The 20,626-nt window shown below is 69.3% G+C and carries 15 protein-coding genes; 8 read left to right on the top strand and 7 right to left on the bottom strand.

Annotated features, from left to right (window positions below; translation table 11 throughout):
* Positions 1-5: 5 nt before the first annotated feature.
* Entirely contained in the window at positions 6-1,307 is a 1,302-nt protein-coding gene (locus LLH23_19980; GenBank protein MCE5240747.1) for a hypothetical protein, read from the bottom strand.
* Positions 1,308-1,562: 255 nt separating this feature from the next.
* Here LLH23_19980 and LLH23_19975 point away from each other — a divergent pair, with 255 nt between their 5' ends.
* The 5 genes from LLH23_19975 to LLH23_19955 all read left to right on the top strand — a co-directional run bounded on the left by LLH23_19975 (position 1,563) and on the right by LLH23_19955 (position 8,271).
* Complete coding sequence (locus LLH23_19975) at positions 1,563-1,892, top strand: cupin domain-containing protein (GenBank protein ID MCE5240746.1); 330 nt, start codon at positions 1,563-1,565, stop codon at positions 1,890-1,892.
* 134 nt (positions 1,893-2,026) lie between these two features.
* Positions 2,027-4,774: an FAD-dependent oxidoreductase gene (locus tag LLH23_19970; protein ID MCE5240745.1), complete on the top strand. Its 2,748-nt coding sequence runs from the start codon at positions 2,027-2,029 to the stop codon at positions 4,772-4,774.
* 24 nt (positions 4,775-4,798) lie between these two features.
* Entirely contained in the window at positions 4,799-6,922 is a 2,124-nt protein-coding gene (locus tag LLH23_19965) for a beta-galactosidase (protein MCE5240744.1), read from the top strand.
* 106 nt (positions 6,923-7,028) lie between these two features.
* A complete protein-coding gene (locus tag LLH23_19960) occupies positions 7,029-7,799 on the top strand; it encodes an ROK family protein (protein MCE5240743.1) in 771 nt (256 codons plus the stop codon).
* 10 nt (positions 7,800-7,809) lie between these two features.
* On the top strand, positions 7,810-8,271 hold the full coding sequence (locus tag LLH23_19955) for a pyridoxamine 5'-phosphate oxidase family protein (GenBank protein ID MCE5240742.1): 462 nt from the start codon (positions 7,810-7,812) through the stop codon (positions 8,269-8,271).
* 191 nt (positions 8,272-8,462) lie between these two features.
* On the opposite strand, the gene LLH23_19950 is transcribed toward LLH23_19955, so the two are convergent.
* The 5 genes from LLH23_19950 to LLH23_19930 all read right to left on the bottom strand — a co-directional run bounded on the left by LLH23_19950 (position 8,463) and on the right by LLH23_19930 (position 13,676).
* Positions 8,463-9,170, bottom strand: a complete 708-nt coding sequence (locus LLH23_19950) for a DUF1559 domain-containing protein (GenBank protein MCE5240741.1) — start codon at positions 9,168-9,170, stop codon at positions 8,463-8,465.
* 88 nt (positions 9,171-9,258) lie between these two features.
* A complete protein-coding gene (locus tag LLH23_19945) occupies positions 9,259-9,915 on the bottom strand; it encodes a phosphoribosylanthranilate isomerase (GenBank protein MCE5240740.1) in 657 nt (218 codons plus the stop codon).
* Positions 9,916-10,222: 307 nt separating this feature from the next.
* The gene (locus tag LLH23_19940) at positions 10,223-11,398 is read right to left on the bottom strand and encodes a glycosyltransferase family 4 protein (protein MCE5240739.1); all 1,176 of its coding nucleotides are present in this window, start codon (positions 11,396-11,398) and stop codon (positions 10,223-10,225) included.
* Complete coding sequence (locus tag LLH23_19935) at positions 11,398-12,801, bottom strand: FAD-dependent oxidoreductase (GenBank protein ID MCE5240738.1); 1,404 nt, start codon at positions 12,799-12,801, stop codon at positions 11,398-11,400. The genes LLH23_19940 and LLH23_19935 overlap by 1 nt, the downstream gene beginning before the upstream one ends.
* Positions 12,798-13,676, bottom strand: a complete 879-nt coding sequence (locus tag LLH23_19930) for a site-specific DNA-methyltransferase (protein MCE5240737.1) — start codon at positions 13,674-13,676, stop codon at positions 12,798-12,800. Before LLH23_19930 ends, LLH23_19935 begins: the two co-directional genes overlap by 4 nt.
* Before the next feature lie 228 nt (positions 13,677-13,904).
* Here LLH23_19930 and LLH23_19925 point away from each other — a divergent pair, with 228 nt between their 5' ends.
* Complete coding sequence (locus LLH23_19925) at positions 13,905-14,579, top strand: DUF47 family protein (GenBank protein ID MCE5240736.1); 675 nt, start codon at positions 13,905-13,907, stop codon at positions 14,577-14,579.
* Complete coding sequence (locus LLH23_19920) at positions 14,572-15,615, top strand: inorganic phosphate transporter (GenBank protein MCE5240735.1); 1,044 nt, start codon at positions 14,572-14,574, stop codon at positions 15,613-15,615. Before LLH23_19925 ends, LLH23_19920 begins: the two co-directional genes overlap by 8 nt.
* A 69-nt stretch (positions 15,616-15,684) precedes the next feature.
* Here the strand turns inward: LLH23_19920 and LLH23_19915 are convergent, their stop codons facing one another.
* Positions 15,685-17,910 carry a tetratricopeptide repeat protein gene (locus LLH23_19915; GenBank protein MCE5240734.1) on the bottom strand — a complete coding sequence of 742 codons (2,226 nt, stop codon included), beginning with the start codon at positions 17,908-17,910 and terminating at the stop codon, positions 15,685-15,687.
* Between the two features lie 194 nt (positions 17,911-18,104).
* On the opposite strand from LLH23_19915, the gene LLH23_19910 reads away from it, so the two are divergent.
* Complete coding sequence (locus LLH23_19910) at positions 18,105-20,561, top strand: DUF4838 domain-containing protein (GenBank protein MCE5240733.1); 2,457 nt, start codon at positions 18,105-18,107, stop codon at positions 20,559-20,561.
* The last annotated feature ends 65 nt before the right edge of the window (positions 20,562-20,626 follow it).

Raw genomic sequence — 20,626 nt, 5'->3', positions numbered from 1 at the left:
GGGCGTTATCCCTCCGCCAGGGCGACGGGGTCGGCGACCCGCCATGGGTTGCACGGCAGCTTGCGCAGGCCGGGCGTGACCTGGGGGCCGCAGCCGCAGACGTAGTTGTTGGGGTCCACGCCCAGCTTCGGCCCCATGATACGCCACATCTCGGCGGTCTCCGTGGAGAGGGCGACCGGGACTTCACGGTCGTACTTGCGGATCTCCTCGAGGGCGAAGTCGTAGATGGCCTGGCGGACGTGAGGCGGGAAGGGGCCGGTGGTCACGCCCTTCATCTCGTCAGCGGCGGCCGCGGCGGCGTCCAGGGCCCAGGGGTCAATCATGCTCGTGTCGGCCAGCTTGACCAGGTCGGCGTGGCTCATCCACGCCAGCGTGAAGAGCGTGATGTTGTCGGGGCGGGTCTGCTCGAAAACGAGGCGGATCATCTCCGCCAGCTCCTCGCGCCAGCCCACGACCGGGACAATGGGCTTGAACTTGAAGCGCGCCGTGTAGCCCCAGGAGATGGCCCTGGCGGCGGCCGCGATGCGCTCCTCCATGGTGCCGCTGCGGGCCTCCATGAGGGCGCTCTGAGTGCGGCCGGTGAGGCTCCAGGTGAGAATCGTGTGGCCGCGATGGTCCAGGTGCTCCAGGAAGTCCACGTTGGCGCTCTTGGTGTGGACAGTGAGGTAGCGGTCCTCGGTCGTGCCGAAGTACTCGGCCAGCATCTTCATGCCGCCCAGTTCGGGCTCCAGCGCGAGGGCCTCGCCATCGTCGTCATAGAGCCAGCACAACTCCCAGGGGTTCTTCTCGACGAGCCGCGCGAGCCTCTCGCGGTACTCGTCGAGGTTGACCATGGCGGTCATGGCGCCGGTGAAGCCGCAGTAGAAGCACTTGTGCGGGCAGCCCCACGTCAGGTGCAGCCGCCAGGCGGGCCGGCACACGCCGAAGGGCTGCTCGGGGCCGGAGGGGTCCTTGCAGCCGCCGGCATAGCTGAAGGCGTCATAGCCGAAGAGCTTCTGCAGCATCGCCAAGGGGGCGTTGGGATGGCGTTGCTGGATGGTCTCCTGCCAGCGGGGCCACTGGCCGTCCCAGCGCATGCGGCCCACGAACAGGACGGGGTCGCCGGCGGGAGGGGGCATGCCCATGCGATGGCACAGGCTGGGCCAGTCCTGCTCCATGACCAGGTCGGCGATCTGGTCGTCGGTCACGACCTGCACGGGCGTCTCGGGCGGCAGGGCGGCACGCATCCGCTCGTACGACGCCGCCATGGCGGGATCGTCGAGCACGTCCTGCAAGACCACGATACTCGGGGGGCGAAGCTCATACATGGGCTGACCTCAGTTGCGGGCTGGGTGCCGGGACGCACTCAGGCCGTGGGTGCCGCGTCGTGTGCGGTGGGCCCCACGGCTGGCGTCCCCCGGGCGGCGGGGCCCGCCGCACACGACGCGGCACCCGCCGCCTGTGCGGACCTCGGTAGATCGCGTTCAGGCATGACTTCGCCGGACGACGCGGTTCGCCCTGCACAGGGGAGAGGACTTCGGCTCAGAGGGAAGGAAAGGACGGGGTGGTGAGAGCCAATGGCCATGTTCAGCCGACACAGTGACGACGACCATCTTCCGGCGGTGCCCGGCATCACGCGCAAGACGCTGGCGCATGGTGACAGGACGCTCATGGCGGAGTTCCGCCTGAAGACGGGCAGTGTCCTGCCCCGGCACGCACACCCCCACGAGCAGACCGGCTATCTCGTCAGCGGCCACATGCGCCTGACCATCGGCGAGCACGAGTACGACGTGGCGCCGGGCGATAGCTGGTGCATTCCCGGCGAGGTGGAGCACGAGGCGCAGGCGACGGCTGACGCGGTGGCGGTGGAGGTCTTTGCGCCAGTGCGGGAGGACTACCTGCCCGGCGGGTAGCGGCTGGTTCACGGGGCCCCGTCCGCCTTCGCGCTGTGCGCTACGGCGGACACCCCGTGACTCGGCTCATTCACATAATCGGCTCACTCACACAACCGGATCACTACTGCTACAGGAGTACTGCCATCGTGTCCATGTATCCCCTCCATGCCCGTCAACGCTTCAACAGTGAGGTCATCGTCATCGGCGATGGCCTCGTGGCGTTCTCGGCCGCCCTGGAAGCGACCGTGCACGGCCGGCAGACCATGGTCGCCGCCGCCGGGCCGGCGTTGGCGAGCGAACTGACCATCGCCCTGCAGGGCCGCGTCGGCGAGCCGGCTGACGCGCACCTGTCCGCCCTGGCCGACCGAGTTGCCGCGGCCGGTGGGGCGCACGGGGGCTGGCTGGACCCGGCCCTGGCGCAGATGGTCGCGGACCAGATGCTGACCGAGGCCGGTGTGACCGTGCTGCTGTACGCGATCCCCATTCGCGCCATCGAGCGCGAGGGGCGGGCAGCGGGTGTGCTCATGGCCGGCAAGGACGGCCTGTACACGATCGCCGCGGGCGCCATCGTGGACGCGACCGAGGGCGGCGTGCTCTTCCGGAACGCGGGGGCGGAGTTCGTCGTGCCCGAGACGGTCACGGCCACGCGCACGCTCACCTTCCAGTTCGCCGGCGAGGACCTGTCCGGGCTGCCGGGCGAGGTTGAGGGCTTCGCGCTCGCGGCGTACCCGACGTGGCCGGGCGAGGTGTGTGTGACGCTGACGGGGAGCGCGCCATATGATGGCGAGGTGGTGCCGGCGGCGCTGCATCGGGCGTCGCGGCTGGCCGAGCAGGCCGTGGCGAAGGCGTGCCGCGAAGCCGTGCCGGGGCTGGCCGGTGCGCTCGTGTCGCATTCGGGGCATGTGATGGTGCCGCTCAGCGGGGCGCACCTGGCGTCGGCCGAGGCGCCGCTGCCGAACCTGCTTGGGGCGGGGGCGTGGGTCAGCAACGCGGGCTGGGGCGACCTGGCGGCGCTGTCGGCCGACGGGGCGCGGGCCGGGGCGTTGGCGGCGGCAGCAGGCGGTGCGGCGCCGGATGATCTGAGCCTCGCCGAAGACATCAGCCTCCAGGCCGAGGCCAGCGATGTCACTGTCTTCGGCGGCGGGACGGGCGGGGCCATTGCCGGGTGGGCCGCGGCGCGGAATGGGGCGCAGACGCTGCTGTTCGAGGCCGGTTGGGCGCTGGGCGGGATCCCGACCTGCGGCGGCATCCACGCCTACTACTGGGGCGTCGAGGGCGGCCTGCAGGACGAGCTGCACGCGGCGGCGGACCTGATCGCCGATGACATGGGCGGGCGCGACCGCATGCACGGCTTCCATCCCGAGGCGCGGAAGCTGGCGCTGGACCGCCTCCTGGGCGAGGCCGGAGTGGCCGTGCGCTACGGCTGGACTGCAGTCGCCGCCACGCGCGCGGGCGACCGCGTCGCGAACGTCCTGCTGGCGGCGCCGGGACGCCTGCACCTGGTAGCCCCGGCGGTCGTCGTGGATGGCACCGGCGACGCCGACGTGGCGGCCCATGCCGGGGCGCCGATGGCCTACGGCCGCGCGAGCGACGGCGTGAGCCACCAGTACAGCCAGAGTGCGGCGCGCTTTGCGGGCGACAAGCTGACCATGCACAACTTCGACGCCGGCTACGTGGACCCGCGCGATGTGGCGGACCTCACGCGCGGGCGGCGGCACGCCCTGCAGCTCTACTGGCGCGACACGTTCGCCGCCGAGGACCGCCCCTTCAACATCTCGTATCTCCTGGGCTTGCGCCAGAGCCGGCACATTGTGGGCGACTACACGCTCACGCTCGCCGACCAGGTGGCGAACCGCCACTTCCCTGACGTGATCGCCTTCACGCGCGGACATCAGGACAACCACGCCTACGACTATGAGAACGAGAACGACGAGGCGCTGCTATGGGTGTGGGGGCTGGGGTTCTGGCAGCGCTCGATGCCACACGAGCTGCCGTACCGCTGCCTGACGCCGCAGGGGGTGGCCAACGTGCTGGTCGCGTGCCGCGCCGTCTCGGTCAGCCGCGAGGCCCATATGCTCTTCCGCATGATCCGCGACATGTACCGCATCGGCGAAGCCGCGGGCACAGCGGCAGCACTGGCCGCGGCGGACGGGGGCGATGTGCGCGGGTTCGAGGTGGCCGAACTGCAGGGCAAGCTGCGTGAGACGGGAGCGATGCTGGACGACTGGCCGGCCGAGGAGGCCCTGCCCGCTCCCGAGGCCCTCGTAGCCGAACTCGTGGACGAGCTGCCACGGGTCGCCGTGTGGCACCTGTATCAGCACGGGACGGCGGCCGCCCCGGCGCTGCGGGCGGGTCTGGCCTCGGACAATGAGAACACGCGCTGGTGGTGTGCCGTGGCCGGGGCGATGACCGGCCTGCCGGAGGCGGCCGAGGAGCTGCTGGCGGTCTTCGCCGCCCGCGACGAGCGCCTGCCCCGCAGCCGTCTCGATGAGCCGGACTACTACCTGATCCGCATGGCCCCGCGCTGGGTCGTGGCGATGGCGCTGCTGGGGCGGCTGCAGGAGCGCGGCGCGGTGGCGCCGACGGCGGCAGTGCTGGCCGAGGACGCTCCGGCCGATGTGCTGATCGCGGCGGTGCGGGCACTGGGGCGCATCGGCGATCCGGCGGGGGTGGCGCCACTGCGGGCGTTCATCGCGCGGGATGACCTGCCGACGACCGGCCGCATCCAGAACTCGATGAGGCATGACGAGGCGCGCGGGCACGACATCACGTGGGCGCTGCACCTGGCGACCGCCGACGCACTCCGGCAGCTCGGCGCCCCGGCGCCGGAGCTGGCGGCCCCATACGCGGACGATCCGCGCGCGTATGTCCGCGCGTATGCGGCCCGGCTGCTGGGATGATCTCTAGCTGAGGCGAATGCGAACATGGCTGCATCCGACCACTTCCCCTTCGGCTCGCAATACCTGCGGGGGCTGACGCCGCCGCGTGCGGACTGGGCGCGCGACCTGGCGAACATGCGCGCCGCCGGCTTCAACACGATCCGCGCCTGGCTCGTGTGGGGCGTACTCGAACCCCGGCCCGGCGAGATTGACTTCGACTATCTCGACACGTTCCTGGACCTCGCGGCGGCGAACGAACTGCGAGTGGGGCTGCTGATGCACCTGCACGGCTGCCCCGAATGGGCGATCCGCCAGCACCGCGACCTGTGGTATGTGGACATCAAGGGGCGGCCGTTCGAGTCCGCTCAGCGCGCCAACACGCCCTCGGGCGGGTGGCCGGGGCTGTGTCCGGACCACGCCCTGACGCAGGAGCTGGAGGCGCGCTTCATCGAGGGCGTCGTCAGCCACTGCGGCGATCACCCCGCCGTCGCCTTCTTCGAGCCGATCAACGAGCCGCATGTGTGGGTGGACATGACGGAGAACCCCATCGGCTGCTTCTGCTACTGCGAGGCCAGCCGGGAGGCGTTCCGCCAGTGGCTGCGCGGGAAGTACGGGACGCTTGCAGGCGTCGGCGAGGCATGGGGACGGCGCTTTTCGGACTGGGCCGAGGTGCGGCCGCCGACGTGGCTCTTCGGCTTCAGCGACTGGGTGGACTTCCGCACCTTCGCCGCCGAGAGCATTGCCGCGCTGGTGCAGCGCCGCAGCGATCTCATCCGCAAGCACACGCGCAAGCCGGTCATCGCCCACGCCTGGGGCGGCGGGTGCGTGACGTGCGGGCAGCTCGGGGCGATGGCCTTCGACGACTGGAAGAACGCCGACTCGGTGGACATGTGGGGCTACAGCGCCTTCCCGTCGTCCGTGCCGCAGACGCTGATGGTGGGCCTGGGCACGGACGCCACCCGCTGCGCCGCCGGGGGCAAGGAGTTCTGGCAGTCGGAGCTGGGGGCGGGTGACTACGGCCAGGGCTTTGGCCGCAACGGCCGCATCCGGCCGGAGGTCGAGGCGATGTTCTGTTGGGAGTCACTGCGCCACGGGGCGCAGGGGCTGCTGTTCTGGCAGTATCGCAAGGAAGCACACGGGTCGGAGATCGGGGCCTTCGGGCTGACGGACTACGCCGGGGAGGAGACGGAGCTGCTGCGCGCTGTGGCGCAAGTTGGCAAGACGCTCAATGACCATGCGGCGCTCTTCCGCTCCGCGCGGGTGGAGCCGGCCGAAGTCGCCCTGCTGTTCAGCTACCGCACCTTCATGGCCGACTGGACGCAGCACCGCAACTGCCAGCTCAGCGTGGACGCCCTCAGCGGCGCCTATCGCATCTTCTGGGACGCCAACATCCCGGTGGATGTGCTGCATGAGGAGCGGCTCGCCGCAGCGGCGCTGGCACGGTACAAGCTGATCGTCCTGCCCAACCCCGCGGCGCTGTGCGAGGCCGCGCGGGAGCCACTCCGGGAGTACGTCCGCCAGGGCGGCACGCTGCTGTCCGACCCGTACCTGTGCGGCTTCAACCACGACCTGTCGCTGCCGCGTGAAGTCCCCGGCGGGGGCTTCGCCGAGGTCTTCGGCGTGCGTGAGCGCGACCTCGTGCAGGGGCGTGGCCGGCGGATCATGCTAACCCAGGGGGAGCGCGAGATCGCCGTCGAGGGCAGCCTGTTCCAGGCCTTCTGGCAGCCCTCGGGGGCTGAAGTCGTGGCCAGGTACGACGACGGCCAGGCGGCGGTGCTCCGGCACGGGTACGGGCGCGGGCAGGCGATCATGTCGGGCGTGAACCTGGGGCTCGCGTGCTCGACCAAGCAGGGCGTCGGGGACGACTTCACGCGCGAGGGGCGTGAGATTGCCGGGGGCGGCGTGGCCGGGCTCGTGCTCGACCTGGCGGCGCAGGCCGGCGTGCAGGCGCGGGTGCGGACGCCGGATGACATCCGCGCCAGTGTGCTGTCCACGCCGGACGGGCAGCACCTGCTCATCGCTCTGAACCTCGCGGATGCCCCCCGCGCGGGGCGCATCGAGGTGGAGGGCCTCGCCGGCAGCGAGGCCCGGGATCTGCTGCAGGGCGGCGACACGACCCTCGACCTGCAGTTCGCACCGTACGAGAGCAAGGTGCTGCTGCTTGTCTGACCTCCACGGGCCGAGGCCCGGGGGGGCGGGTGTGACGCGCGCGGAGAGGTCCGCAACGCCCGGAGGGCGAATACAGTACGGGGACAGCAACCGACGGGAGAGTGACATGCAGGTACTGGGCATAGACATCGGCGGCACGGGCATCAAGGGCGCTCCGGTGGACACGGACAAGGGTGAGCTGATGTCCGAGCGGCATCGCATCACTACGCCAGACCCCTCCAAGCCCAGGGCTGTTGCCGATGTCATCGCCAAGATCGTGTCGCACTTCGTCTGGACCGGGCCGGTCGGCTGCACCTTCCCGGCGGTCATCAAGGACGGCGTGGCGCACACGGCGGCGAACGTGGACAAGGAGTGGATCGGCACCGACGCGGCCGGGCTGATCGGCGACACGACGGGCTGCGCCACGGTCGTGCTCAACGATGCCGACGCCGCCGGACTGGCCGAGATGCAGTTCGGGGCCGGCCGGCCGGAGCGCGGGGTGGTGATGATGCTGACCTTCGGCACCGGCATCGGCACGGCGCTGTTTGTGGAGCGGCGGCTGGTGCCGAACCTGGAGCTGGGGCACATGGACGTCAACGGGCGCGAGGGGGAGAGCGTCGCCTCCGACGCGGCCCGCAAGCGCGACGACTTGAGCTGGGAGAAGTGGGCGCAGCGGGCCGGCGAGTACATCCGGGCGCTCGACGCACTCTTCTGGCCGGACCTGTTCGTCATCGGCGGGGGGATCAGCAACAAGCCGGAGAAGTGGCTGTCCTTCATCGAGACGCGGGCGCGGGTGGAGGTGGCGCAGATGCGGAACGAGGCGGGGATGATCGGCGCGGCGCTGGCCGCGCGCCGCATGTCTGAGGGACTGCCGCCGACGAGCCTCATCAGCGACTGAAGAGCCAGGCATGCCCATGCGCCGTCACGACCGCGAGATCGCCGACCGCGCCGCGATGGACGCCCTGCTGCGCCGCCACCAGGTCCTGTACCTGGCGATGCACGATGAGGGCGCCCCTTACGTCATCCCCATGAGCTACGGCTATGACGGGGAGTGCCTGTACCTCCATTGCGCCGCCGAGGGGCGCAAGATTGACCTGCTGCGGGCCCACCCGCAGGTGGCCTTCGCCATTGAGGCGGAGTATGAGGTCAAGCCCGGCGAGGTGGCCTGCGGCTGGGGCTTCGCCTACGCCAGTGTCACCGGCGAGGGGGTCGCGGAGATGGTCGAGGACCACGAGGGGAAGAAGCACGGCCTCGATGTGCTGATGAGCCACTTCACGCCCGAGCCACAGACGTACAAGGACGGCGGCATCGAGGGCACCACGGTCGTCCGCATTCGCATCACCTCCCTGACAGGCAAAGCCAACGGCTGAGCGGCTCTGGACGCGGAAACGGCAGGGGCGCACCGGATCGGTGCGCCCCGCTCTGTTGCTGTGCTGCGCCGGCGGCGGGGCCCGGTGTGCGCGGGCGAGGTCGCCCGCGCTACTGACTATCGGCGGCGGGGCCCGGCGCACACGACGCGCCACCCACCGCCTTGGCCAGCGCCAACTCCGCCCAGTCCGTTCTAGGGCGCCCAGTACTCGGGGTGGTTCATCAGCGAGGCGCCGGAGAACCACTTGGCGTGGCCGTCGGCGAGGGCGACATTGACGCCCTGGTTGTGGCGGCCGGAGGCGTAGTCCGTCGCGTAGAAGCCCGTCAGGGCATACGAGCCGGCGGTGGGGCTGCGGCCGGCGGCAGTGCCGGGGATGTACCAGAAGTTGCCGTTTGGGGCGGTGATGTTGGTGTAGCCGCACATGTACGGACCGGCGTCGAGAGCCATGAAGCACTCGGCGGGCTTGGTGATGGCGCCGAGACTGATGGGGGGTGTGGTGACCGGGTTGCGGGCATCCACGCAGATGGCCTGGTTGAAGCCGTAGTTGCCGGCATAGGTCGAGCCGCTCGTGTAGCCGGAGGGGCAGTAGACCATCTGCACGTTCTTGACGTACGGGTAGATGAGGTCGAAGCCGTTGCGGGCGTCGTAGAAGGCGGAGTTGTTGGTGACCGGCCCGGCGCCGGCGCCCCAGGCGTAGATCAGCGCCGGCACGACCTTCTCGTCATAGTCCTGCGTGTACTGCATGATGCCCAGCGCCATCTGCTTGACATTGGCCAGACAACTGGCCTGGCGGGCCTTCTCGCGCGCCTTGGCAAAGACCGGGAAGAGGATGGCTGCCAGGATGGCGATAATGGCGATGACCACGAGTAGCTCAATCAGTGTGAAGCCGCGTCGGAACATGCTGACCTCCTTTGGTGGTTCGCTACTGCGTCCTCCTTCGCCGACAACACGCTGACTTCCTGCTGCCTACAAAGCTCCCGACATGCGGCTATGCTTTGACCGCGCGGACGAGGTCGCGGACCGCGACAGGGTCCTTGCGGCCGGGGGCGATCTCCAAGCGACTGCTGGCGTCGAGCCCCGCCGGCCGCACCCGCGCCAGGGCCTCGGCGGCGTTGTCCGGGCCGATCCCACCGGCCAGCAGGACCGGCAGCGGCGAGCGCCGGACGACCTCGGCCGCGACCTCCCAGTCCGAGGTCCGGCCGGTGCCGCCGGTCTGCCCCCTGACGGAGGTGTCGAGGACGATCATCTCCGCCCCGGCCGTGGCGGCCGCCGCGATGGCCTCCAGGGCCTCCGCTGCCTGCGCCGCTTCGCCCCGCGGCGGCAAGCCGACCGCAGTCCATATCGGGCAGAGGCCGCGCAACTCGGACGCCAGGGAGGCGGCGTGGGCGCTGTGGATCTGCAGGGCGCGCGGGTGCAGGCGCTCGGCCACCTGACGCAGGAAGTCCAGGTGGTCACTGACGACCACGGCCACGGTCTGCCGGGGCGCCACGCGCGCCAGGCGCTCGGCCTGCCACAGCTTCACCGAGCGCGCCACGCCCGGACGCTCCACGACCAGGCCCAGGAAGTCCGCGCCGCAGCGGCGGGCGTGGCCGAGGTCGGCGATGGTGGTGAGACCGCAGATCTTGAGGAGGGGTGTGTTGGACATGGGTGGGGTCCGTAGTCCTTTGCGCCCGACAGGAGTGTCGGGCGTACCGCTGCGCCCGGTGCGGACTGGTGTTGTGTCCCGCGATTGGCTCTGTGGTCCCAGTAGCGCGGGCGGCCCGCCCGCGCGGGCAGGCGAGCCGCCTGCCCTACTGGACAGCCTCTAACCATCACCTGGACAGCACACTAGTGCTGACTTGCATCGGGTTGCGTGCTGACGCAGACAGGTCGTGGGTGTCGCGGTGACGCCGCGCAGCGACCTCGCCGCGACGCCCACCGCCTATTGTGACGCGAGCTTCCGCGAGCCGGCACTAGCGGGCCATGATCTGGCGGTAGATGTGCTCGATGTCACGCACGGAGCGGCGGATGTCGAAGTGCTCGACGGCACGCTTGCGGCCGCGGCGGCCCATCTCGTGGGCGCGGACCGGATCCGACAGGAGCGTCACCAGGGCATCGGCGAGCGGCCCGACCTTGCGCGTGGGGACGATCAGGCCCGTGGCGCCGTCCTCCACGATCTCCGGCGGGCCGCCCGAGTCACACACGATCACCGGCTTGCCGGCGATCATGGCCTCGACGATCACGATGCCAAAGGGCTCGTTGAACGAGGGGAGCACCATGACATCCGTCAGCGACAGGATGGCGGGGATGTCATCGCGGAAGCCGGTCCAGCGAATGGCCTCGGCACAGCCGAGCTGCGCGGCCCGCTCCTGGAGTTCGGTCAGGTAGGTCTCTTCCCAGAAGGTCGGGGCGCCGACGACGAGCAGCCGCGCCTGCGGGCGCTCGACATGCACCGCCCGGAAGGCGTCCAGGAGCACCATGTGGCCCTTCCAGGGGGTGAGGCGGGCGATGACGGTCACGACCTCGTTGTCGGGCGTGAGACCCAGCTCGGCGCGCAGGGCGTCCGAGGCGGGGACCTGGCGGAAATGCTCGGGGCTACGGCCGCCATGGACGACGCTGGTCGGGCAGTGCGCGGGCTCCAGGAAGCGGCCGACGGCCGCCGACATGGCGATGATGTGAGGACGCGTCACGCGCGCTACCTGCAGCAGCAGGCGGCGGGCGGGGCCTGGATCGAGGATGTCACGCACATCCCAGACGAGGGGCTTGCGCGCCATCCGCGCCGCCAGGCCGCCGAGCACGTGCGTCTTGAGCGAGTTGGTGTGCACGATGTCCACGTGGTGCCGGCGCAGGAGGTGGGCCAGGCCGCGCACGGGGCCGAGGCTGCGGCGCAGGCTGCGCAGGTTCGAACGCGAGTCGCCCAGCGTGTCACGCGAGCGCTCCAGTACCTCGCCGCTTTCGGGGAAGAAGCGCACGATCTCGTCCTCGGCGAGGTCCACGTCGCGTAGCCAGTCGGTGCGCTCGGCGACGATCAGCCGGGGCTCGACGAAGTCGCGATCCAGGAAGCGCAGCAGGTCCACGAGGGCCTCTTCGGCGCCCCCGCCGACATCCACCGCGTGGTCGAGATAGGCGACCCGGAGGCGTGGGGCCATCACAGCGCTACCCCCTGGCGTCGCAGCTCAGCCTGGACGTCCGCGAGCGGGACCGCGCGCGGGGTGACTCCGGCGCGGGCCGCGACGGCAGCCGCTACGCCGGCGCCCTGGCCGACCACCATCGTCTGCACCATGGTGCGCAGCAGGAACGGCTCGGCGGCGCTGACGCTGCGCCCGGCGCCCATGAGCAGGCCTTCGGTGCGGCGCGGCAGCAGGCAGCGGTAAGGCACATCGAAGCTGTCGTCCTGCATGGTCTGCACGCCCCAGGCGTTCTTGCCGTGGTGGCGCACCGCGTCATCCCAGCCGACCAGGCGACCGACGGCGTCGGGCCAGCGCACCCCGGCCTGCCGCATCTCCCGGGTGAAGACGAAGTCCCCGTCGAGGTAGCGCGAGGCGCGGACGCCGAGGTTGTCGGCAGTGCTGGCTACGAAACAGTCGGCGAAGCCCGGGATGTAGCGGCGATAGACCTCGGCCAGGATGAAGACCATACGGCGGCCATCGTTGAGGCTGCGGGTGATGAGGTCAGGGTCCAGCCCGTCGAAATGGGTGAAGCCGGAGATGACGTGGACGATGCCGGTGCGACGTAGGGCGTGCATCTGGGCGGCGTCCACCTGGTCCTGCAGGCCGACCGTCTCCGGGAGCAGGCCGTCGCGCCGGGCCTGCTGAAAGGCGGTCATCTGCATCCCGCCGCCGTGGGGGAACAGGAAGGTGCCGCAGTCCTCGTACTGGGCGAGGGCCTCGGGCAGCGTCCAGTCCACATCCATGTGCTCGGCGTATTCGGCGGGGTTCTCGGCGAAGTAGCGGACGAAGGCGTCCACGTCCACCCGGCCCAGGCGGAAGCAGAGGGTGTGCAGGCCGCGCTCCTGGCGATGCAGCGGCGTGCCCGCCAGGGCCGCCACATCGGCATCGCCGGTGGCATCCACGACCACGCGGGCCCGCAGCGCCTGCGGGCCGTGCTTGGTATGGACGATTACGCCCCGGAGGTTGTCGCCGTCGGTGAGGGCGCCGGTCACGACCCCGCCCAGGCGCACCGCCGCTCCGGCCTGCTCGACCAGCTCCAGCAACTCCAGCTTGGCAGCTTCCAGGTCGTAGATGATGTGGCCCTTGTGGCGGCGCCACTTCGCGCCATAGCCCTCGGCGGCAGCCAGGCGGTCGGCGACCTCGACGGCGAGGCCGGTCACGCCCGAGGCACCACTGGCAGTGAGGTAGCAGTTGAAGATCGAGCAGCACATGCCGGCGGTGGCGACGCCGCCGAGAGTGCTGTTGCGCTCCACCAGCAGCGTGCGGGCCCCCGCGCGCGCGGCGGCGGTCGCGGCGGCCACGCCCCCCAGGCCGCCTCCACACACCAGCACATCCACTTCCGCCGCGACGGGCGCTGCGACGGCCGGCACGTGCACTGTCATGGCTGGTCCTTCCGGAAGTTCAGGCAGTAGTGGTGCATCGTGTTGGACACCCAGGCGTTGCCCATGCCGTAGGGCGCGAGGCGCTGGTTGTCCTGGCACCAGATCTTCTCGTCCTTGAGCGTCAGGAAGCGGCCGAGGCCCCGGCCCAGGTCCCAGGCCAGCGGGTAGATCGTGCCGCCCTTCTTCACGTTCTTGACGATGACGGTCAGGTAGGCCCCGGGCCGCAGCACCTTCGCCACCTGGCGGTAGACCCGCAGCAGCAGGCGCAGGAAGTGGTCGTAGTCGGCGATGTTACCCAGGTCGGCCTCGTCGTCGGAGTAGTACATGTCCAGATCGTCCGCTGCGGCGCGCTTCTGCTGGGTCTCGAAGCCCTGGCGACGGAGCATGTCCCAGTATGGGGGGGAGGTGATGCAGTAGTCAACCGGCGGGAGCTTGAGGCGGCCGAGGCGGAGGGCGTCGCCGGTGATGATGCGGGACTGTAGGGCGGGGGCTTGTACCCCGCCCGATGCCTCGACACCGCTATCGGCAGGCGGGGTACAAGCCCCCGCCCTACAGAGCTCCTCCGCCAGCCATTCGCGGGCGATCTGTGCGTATTGGTCCTGCAACTCCACCCCGATGCCGATGCGGCCGGTGCGGGCGGCGGCGATGATCGTGCTGCCGGTGCCGGCCATGGGGTCCAGGACGACCTGCCCGGCCTTGGTGAAGAAGCGGATGAACTCCTCGATCATCGTCTCGGGGAACTTGGCCGGGTGGCGCAGGACGCCCTTCTGCCGCGGCGGGGGGTTGTGGACGAACCAGCTCTTTTGGAACAGGAGCCAGTCACGGGTGCTCAGGTCGTTGAGCTTGTTCTTGTCTCGCCATTCTTTGCGCGCCAAGGGCCTCACCGAGGGGTCTATTCGCGCCGGTGCGGGCGAGGCCCTTCTCCGGGGCACGGCAACGGCTGCCGGCTGGAAGCCGGCGCTCCTACGGCCAACGGCTGCGGCTCTGGAGAGCCGCGCTCCAACGGCCGGGCCGAGAAGGGCCTTTTCGCTCTCCCCGGTTCTGAGGTAGAATAATCCATTGTTAGGGCCAGACTAGCCTACTGTTAAGGAGCTGTTCCCTCGATGCCCCAACCCCCGTCCAAGCGCCGCCCCCTGGCCGGCTTCCAGCGGGTGCTCGGCGCCTTCATGCCCAAGGAAGAGGACTTCTTCGCGCTGTTCCAGGAGCTGAGCGACCATGCGCTGGAGGCGGCCGCAACCCTGAAGGAAGTGGTGGACAACTTCCAGCGGATGCCGTACGCCATCGGCAAGATTGACGAGGTCGAGCACGCCAGCGATGAGGTCGTGCACGGCATTGTGGAGCGGTTGAATACCACCTTTGTTACGCCGATGATGCTGGACCGTGAGGACATCTACCGGTTGGCCGAGCGGCTGGATGATGTCGCGGACCACGTCAAGGGCGTGATTGACCGCTTCCGCACCTACGACATCAAGGAGCCGACGGCGTACTGCCAGAAGATTGCCGACCTGCTGCTGCAGGCGACGACGGTGCTGCGCGACAACATGCACGCCCTGCACGCCCTGCAGCCGGGCAGCAGCCATTACTGCGCCACGATCAACGAGCTGGAGAACCGGGGCGACGCGCTGCTGAAGGAGGCGCTCGGCGCGCTGTTCCGCGAGACGCCCGACGCGCGCGACATCATCAAGTGGAAGGATATCTACGAGATGATGGAGGAGGCGCTGGACACCTGCGAGGATGCGGCGAACCTCGTCGAGGCCGTGGTGGTCAAGAATGCTTGATCCGCTGTTGATCGCCATTGTCGTGGCGGCACTGGCTTTCGACTTCATCAACGGCTTCCACGACACCGCCAACGCGATCGCGACCTCAGTCCTGACGAAGGCGCTGACCATTCCGGCGGCCATCCTGATGGCGGCGGTGCTGAACTTCGCGGGGGCCTTCGTGTCCGAGGCGGTGGCCGGGACGATCGGGAGGGGGATCGTGGACCCGGCGGCCATCACGCACGGGGTGGTGCTCGCGGCCCTGATCGGGGCCATCGCCTGGAACCTGATCACCTGGTACTACGGCCTGCCCAGCAGCTCCTCCCACGCGCTGATCGGCGGGGTCATCGGGGCGGCCGGGCTGTCGCAGTTCCGCTGGCTGCAGGCCGACGGCACCCTCACGTGGAGCCTGCACTACGGGGTGTTCAAGCCGGCGGGCCTGGAGAAGATCGTGATCGCGTTGGTCCTGTCGCCGATTGCCGGGTACATCGGCGGCTTCTTCATCATGGTGCTGTTGCTGTGGCTGTTCCGCCGCGCGACGCCCTACAAGCTGAACCACTGGTTCCGGTACCTGCAGGTGGGGTCCGCCGCTTTCATGGCCTTCAGCCACGGGGGCAACGATGCGCAGAAGTCCATGGGCATCATCAGCATGGCGCTGCTGTCGGGCGGCTTCATCTCCAGCTTCCACATCCCGACATGGGTCAAGATCGCCTGTGCCGGCGCCATGGCGCTGGGGACGGCCTTCGGCGGCTGGCGGATCATCAAGACCATTGGCCGCAACGTGATGGAACTCAAGTTCATCCACGGCTTCGCCGCCGAGACAGCCGCGGCGCTGGTGATCCAGACGGCGACACACGTGGGCGCGCCCATCAGCACGACGCACGTGATCTCCTCCTCGATCATGGGGGTGGGCTCGTCGCGGCGGCTGAGTTCGGTGCGGTGGAAGGTGGCGGGGAACATCGTCACGGCGTGGGTGCTGACGATCCCGGCCTCGGCGGGCCTGGCGATGCTGGCCTACTGGGTCATGGCGTCGTTAGGGTACCAGGGGCTGCAGTGAGGCGGAGACGACAGAGCGGCCGTCAGGGATGACGGCCGCTCTCGCGTGTCCGGGGGAGGAAGGTGGGGGCTACAGGCCGAGGGTCTGATACACCTGCAGCCAGTCGCTGGTGTAGCGCTGCTGCTTGGCGGCCATGGCGTCCGCGCGGGCAGCCGTTTGGTCGCCCTGGCGCAGGTACACGGCGGCGCGGACATACTGGGCCCACGGGTACTTGGGGCGCAGTCGGATGGCCTCGTTCAGGTCAGCCAGGGCGTGGGCGGTATCGCCCTTCGCCAGGTACACGGCCCCGCGTGAGGCCAGGGCCCAGTCGTGCTTGGGGGCCAGACGGATCGCCTCGTTCAGATCGCTGAGCGCCGCTTCCATGCTGCCCTTCTGCCGGAGCGCCTCGCCGCGGCCGAAGTACGCATCAATGCTCGTGGCATCGAGCCGCAGGGCGGCCGTGTAGTCGTCAACGGCCGCGTCCAGGTTGCCGCGAGACCTCCAGGCACTCGCCCTCGTGCAGTAGGTCGCACTCGAGGCCAGCTCCGGGTCGAGTTCCATGGCGCGCGTGAGGTCCGCGATCCCCTCTGACCAGCGCTCGGTACCGCAGATCTCCCTCCCGCGCAGCAGCCGGGCCAGCGCGCAGTCGGGATCGGCCCGCACCGCGGCGTCATAATCGGCGTAGTGCTGGTCCCAGTCGAGGGTGATCATGCTGCGCGCATGGCACAGACGGGGCAGGGCGCTGGTCGGGCACAGCTCCGCCGCCTTGGCGAACAGCGCCGGCGCCTTATCCCGGTCGTTGTTCCGGAAACCGTTGTCGTAGAGGCGCCCGCCGAGTCGGATGAGCGCCTCGGCCTGGGCCTGGTCGGGCGCGCTCGGGAGGCCGACTTTCTGGTACAGATCATACCAGTCATCGGCGACACCGTACTGCCGGCTGCGCTGCGCATCCCGCTTGGCCTCGGTGGCGTCACCGGCCAGCAGTCGCGCCACACCCCGCGTGTAGTAGGCGTCCGCCACCTCGTGGGGGACCTCGTCGAGGTCCTTGCTGTCAAGACACTCCGCGATGGGTGCGGAGCAGTCGGCAATCGCGTCGGCGTAGCGGGCGACGCTAATGTAGTGCCGGGCGCGCCGGAGGCGGATCTCCTGCGTGGGTCGCATCTGGACTGCCTGGTCGTGGTCCTTGAGGGCCAGGTCAGGCTTGCCCTGCAGTGCATAGGCTGTGCCACGCAAGCTGTAGGCTTCCGGCAGCCGGTGGTACTCGTTCTTGGCGTCCAGCTTGATGACCTTGCCGCAGTCGGTGAGGCACTTGCCGAAGTCCCCCTTCTGCAGGTAGCTCCTGGCCCGCCAGCAGTAGTACTCAACCTGACCGGTGGGGTACCTGCACGCCTTGAGCGCCGCTGTGAACTGCGCGATGGCTTCGTCATATTCACCGCGGTCGTACAGGACACGCCCTCTGCCGAAGTAGGAGTCATCATGGTCATCCCGTAGGGCCAGGGCCGCGTTGTACTGCGCCATCGCGGCGTCGAGGCAGCCGATCTCGTAGAGGTAGTCTCCCTCCGCGCGCAGGTCGTTCGCCTGGTAGCCGCGCTGCATCCTGTCCTTCCACTCGGCTTCGGTCAGCCGGCGGTTGGGGTTGTAGCCGGTGATGAGCTGGGCGATGGCCTCGGCGCCCTGGTTGATGTTCTGGAGGCGCTGTTGGGACTGCAGGAGTATCTGGCGGACTGTCTCAGTCTGCTGCGCGCGTTGGGCCGCCGCCTGTTGGGCCTGCTGTTGGGCCGCGGCCGCGGCCTGCCGCCGGGCCTCCTCGGCCTGGCGCTGGCGCTGCTCCTCAGCCTTCTTCTTCTCCTCTTCCTGGCGCTTCTGCTCCTCTTCCTGGCGTTTGCGTTCCTCCTCGGCGCGTCTGCGCGCGGCCTCCTCGGCGGCGGCCTCGTCCACCCACTTGAAGCTGACGGTAATCAGCGTAATCGGGTGGTCCTTGTCGTGGGGGATGGCCAGGGAGATCAGGCGGGTGCGGCCCGCCTCGACCAGGCCGGCGGCGCTCCCGCTGCCGATGCCGATGGCCGTGCCGGAGACGTAGCACGGGTACTTCGAGTCGTTCTGCACTTTGAAGTGACTGGCGCCGTCAGGGCCCGGGTCGTTGCCGTCCGGACCGGTGAGCCAGGCCTGGATGTGGGTGTTGAGCCACATCCAGTTGCAGCCGCTCCAATGGACGTTGCAGTCCCGCGAACGCCACGGCAAGTCGGCGTCCTGCGCCCCCGCAAGACTAACCACACCCAACAACAGCGTGAGGCCAAACACATGACTGAGGCGATGCATGGGAATCTTCCTCCCGTGTGGTGGAGCATGTGCGGCGGGACGCGCGCGAATATAGCACCAAACGTGTCACGGTGCAATGCGTAGCGGTACATCATCCTGAGTAGGTATGGCTACGCAGGTCGGGCCTGCGCCGGAGCGAAACCTCCCCCCGTGACGCTGCATCCATGGGGGCATCCGAAGGAGATGAGCCTGCCATGCGACGGACTGCACTCCTGGCCGTGATGCTGCTGGCCGCCGGCTGTGTGTTCGCTGCGGACATTACTCTCGTGCGCGAGGGGAAGCCCCTGGCGCGGATTGTGCTGCCGGCGGAGGCGTCGGACCAGCTCAAGGCGGTAGCCGGCACGCTGGCGGCTATCATCAAGGAGGCCTCCGGGGCGGAGCTGCCGATCGTGGCCGAGAGCGACCTACAGGCCGATGCGAAGCAGCCGCTGGTGCTGATCGGGCGGACGAAGCTGTGGCCCGCCTCCCTGCCCCAGGGGCTGGATGACGACGGCTTTGTCATCACCGCCAAGGGGCGGGCGGTCAGCATCTGTGGGCCGACGGACTGGGGCACCGAGTTCGGCGTCTATGACCTGCTCGAGCGGTATCTTGGCGTGCGGTGGCTGCTGCCGGGGGAGAGTGGGGCCGACGTGCCTGCCGCCCGGACCATCCGCATCCGCGAGGGCAGGCTGCAGGACCAACCGGTGTTCTTCTCGCGGCTGTTCAGCGGCCTGCGCGGGGCGCCGCAGGCGGACTGGGCGCGCTGCAACCGCATGCACGGGCGCGTGAGCTTCCATCACAGCCTGGGCGAGAACATCTTCAAGCCCGAGCTGTATGCCAAGACCCATCCCGAGTTCTTCCCCATGAAGGACGGGCAGACGCGCACCCTGCCCCCCGACAAGTACTATCACGGCTGGCAGCCGTGCTTCAGCGAGCCGGGGACGGTGCAGGTGGCGATTGAGGCGATTTGCCAGTTCTTCAAGGACCACCCCGAGGCGCCGTCGTTCTCGCTGGGGGTCAACGACAGCAGCGGGCACTGCCGGTGCCCGAAGTGCCTGGCGCGCCTGCCGGAGCAGAAGAACTTCCTGGGGATGTATGACTACTCGGACATCTACTACGACTGGTGCAACCAGGTCATCGCCGGGGTGCTGAAGCAGTACCCGGACAAGTGGTTCGGCTGCCTGGCGTACAGCGAGGTGGCGGCGCCGCCCCAGCACGTCAAGGTGCACGAGCGGCTGATCCCCTACATGACCTATGACCGGATGAAGTGGATTGACCCGGAGGTCGAGCGCGACGGCCATGCGGCCACGGAGGCCTGGCATGCCGCCAGCCCGACGCTGGGGTGGTATGACTACATCTATGGCACGCCCTATTGCCTGCCGCGGGTGTGGTTCCACCACAATGGCGTGTATGAGCGCTACGCGCAGCAGCAGGGCGTGAAGGCGCACTATGCCGAGATCTACCCCAACTGGGGCGAGGGCCCCAAGCCGTACGTCTTCCTGAGGCTGTGGTGGAACCCGAACCAGGATGTGGACACGCTGCTCAAGGAGTGGTTCGTCCGCTGCGTCGGGCCTAAGGCCGCGCCGGACCTGGCGGCCTACTACGCCATCTGGGAGCGCTTCTGGACCCAGGACATCCTGAACTCCAAGTGGTTCTCCAAGGGCGGGCAGTACCTGAACTTCGGCAGTCCGGGCTACCTGGCGGACGTGAAACGGGAGGACATCACCGAGAGCCGGCGGCTGCTGGACTCGTGCCTCGCCAAGTGCGAGACGCCCAAGCAGCGGGCGCGGGCGGAGTTGCTGGAGAAGGCCTTCCAGTACTACGAGGCCTCGGCGCTGGCGTACCTGGCGAACGCGGCGGTGCCCCCGACGCTGGCGACGGAGGCCGATGCGCTCAGAGCACTCGACGACTCGGCCACGGCCATGGCGATGGCGCAAAGGCGGCGCCACCTGGCGCTGGAGGTGTACCCGAAGGACCCGGTGTTGGTGAACCCGCTGGGGATAGACCGCTTCGCGGCACTGGCGGGCGACACCTGGGGCGGGGCAGGGCTGTGGGCAGTCATGGACTATGTCATGAAAGGCGGGGCGGTGCGGCAGAAGGTGGAAAGCCTGGCGAAGTCCGACAGCCCGCTCGTGGCGCAGCAGGCGAGCTTCATGCTCGCCGTCGCCGATGGCAAGACGGAGGTGCTGACGCAGAACGCCTCCTTCGAGGACGGGATCAAGCCGTGGAGCCCGTGGGTCAAGCCCGAGGGCGGCGAGACCGGCCCGCCGGTGGGGAAGATGGTGCTGAGCCAGGACCAGGCGCACACCGGCAAGACGAGTGTGCTGTGTGACCACATGTACCGGGGTGGACCGGTCTACGGCCTGCCCTTCCCCGGGCCGGGGCGGTATGTGGCGCTGGCGTGGGCGTATGTGCCCGCGGGCCAGGACGTGCCGAAGGGCACACTGGAACTCGTCATCACCCCGCGGGATGAGCAGGGCGCCAACCTACCGAACGCGAGCACCAAGATCAGCCCGACGACCGGGGAGTGGAAGCTGCTGGTGGCGGCAATGGAGATCCCGGCGGAGTTGGGCGGCAAGGCGGTCAAGAGCCTGCTGGTCATTCCGATTGTGGACAGCTTCCAGGGCGGGAATGTGTACCTGGATGATGTGAGCCTGCACCGGCTGCAGTAGGCAGAGGTCGCGGTCGGTGACCGCTCCCACAGCAACTGGGGAGATGCCGGTCGCGGGGGGGGTGG

It is taken from the genome of bacterium, assembly GCA_021372615.1.
In the GTDB taxonomy this organism is placed as follows: Bacteria; Armatimonadota; Zipacnadia; order Zipacnadales; family UBA11051; genus JAJFUB01.
This window is presented reverse-complemented; position numbering and strand designations above follow the sequence as displayed.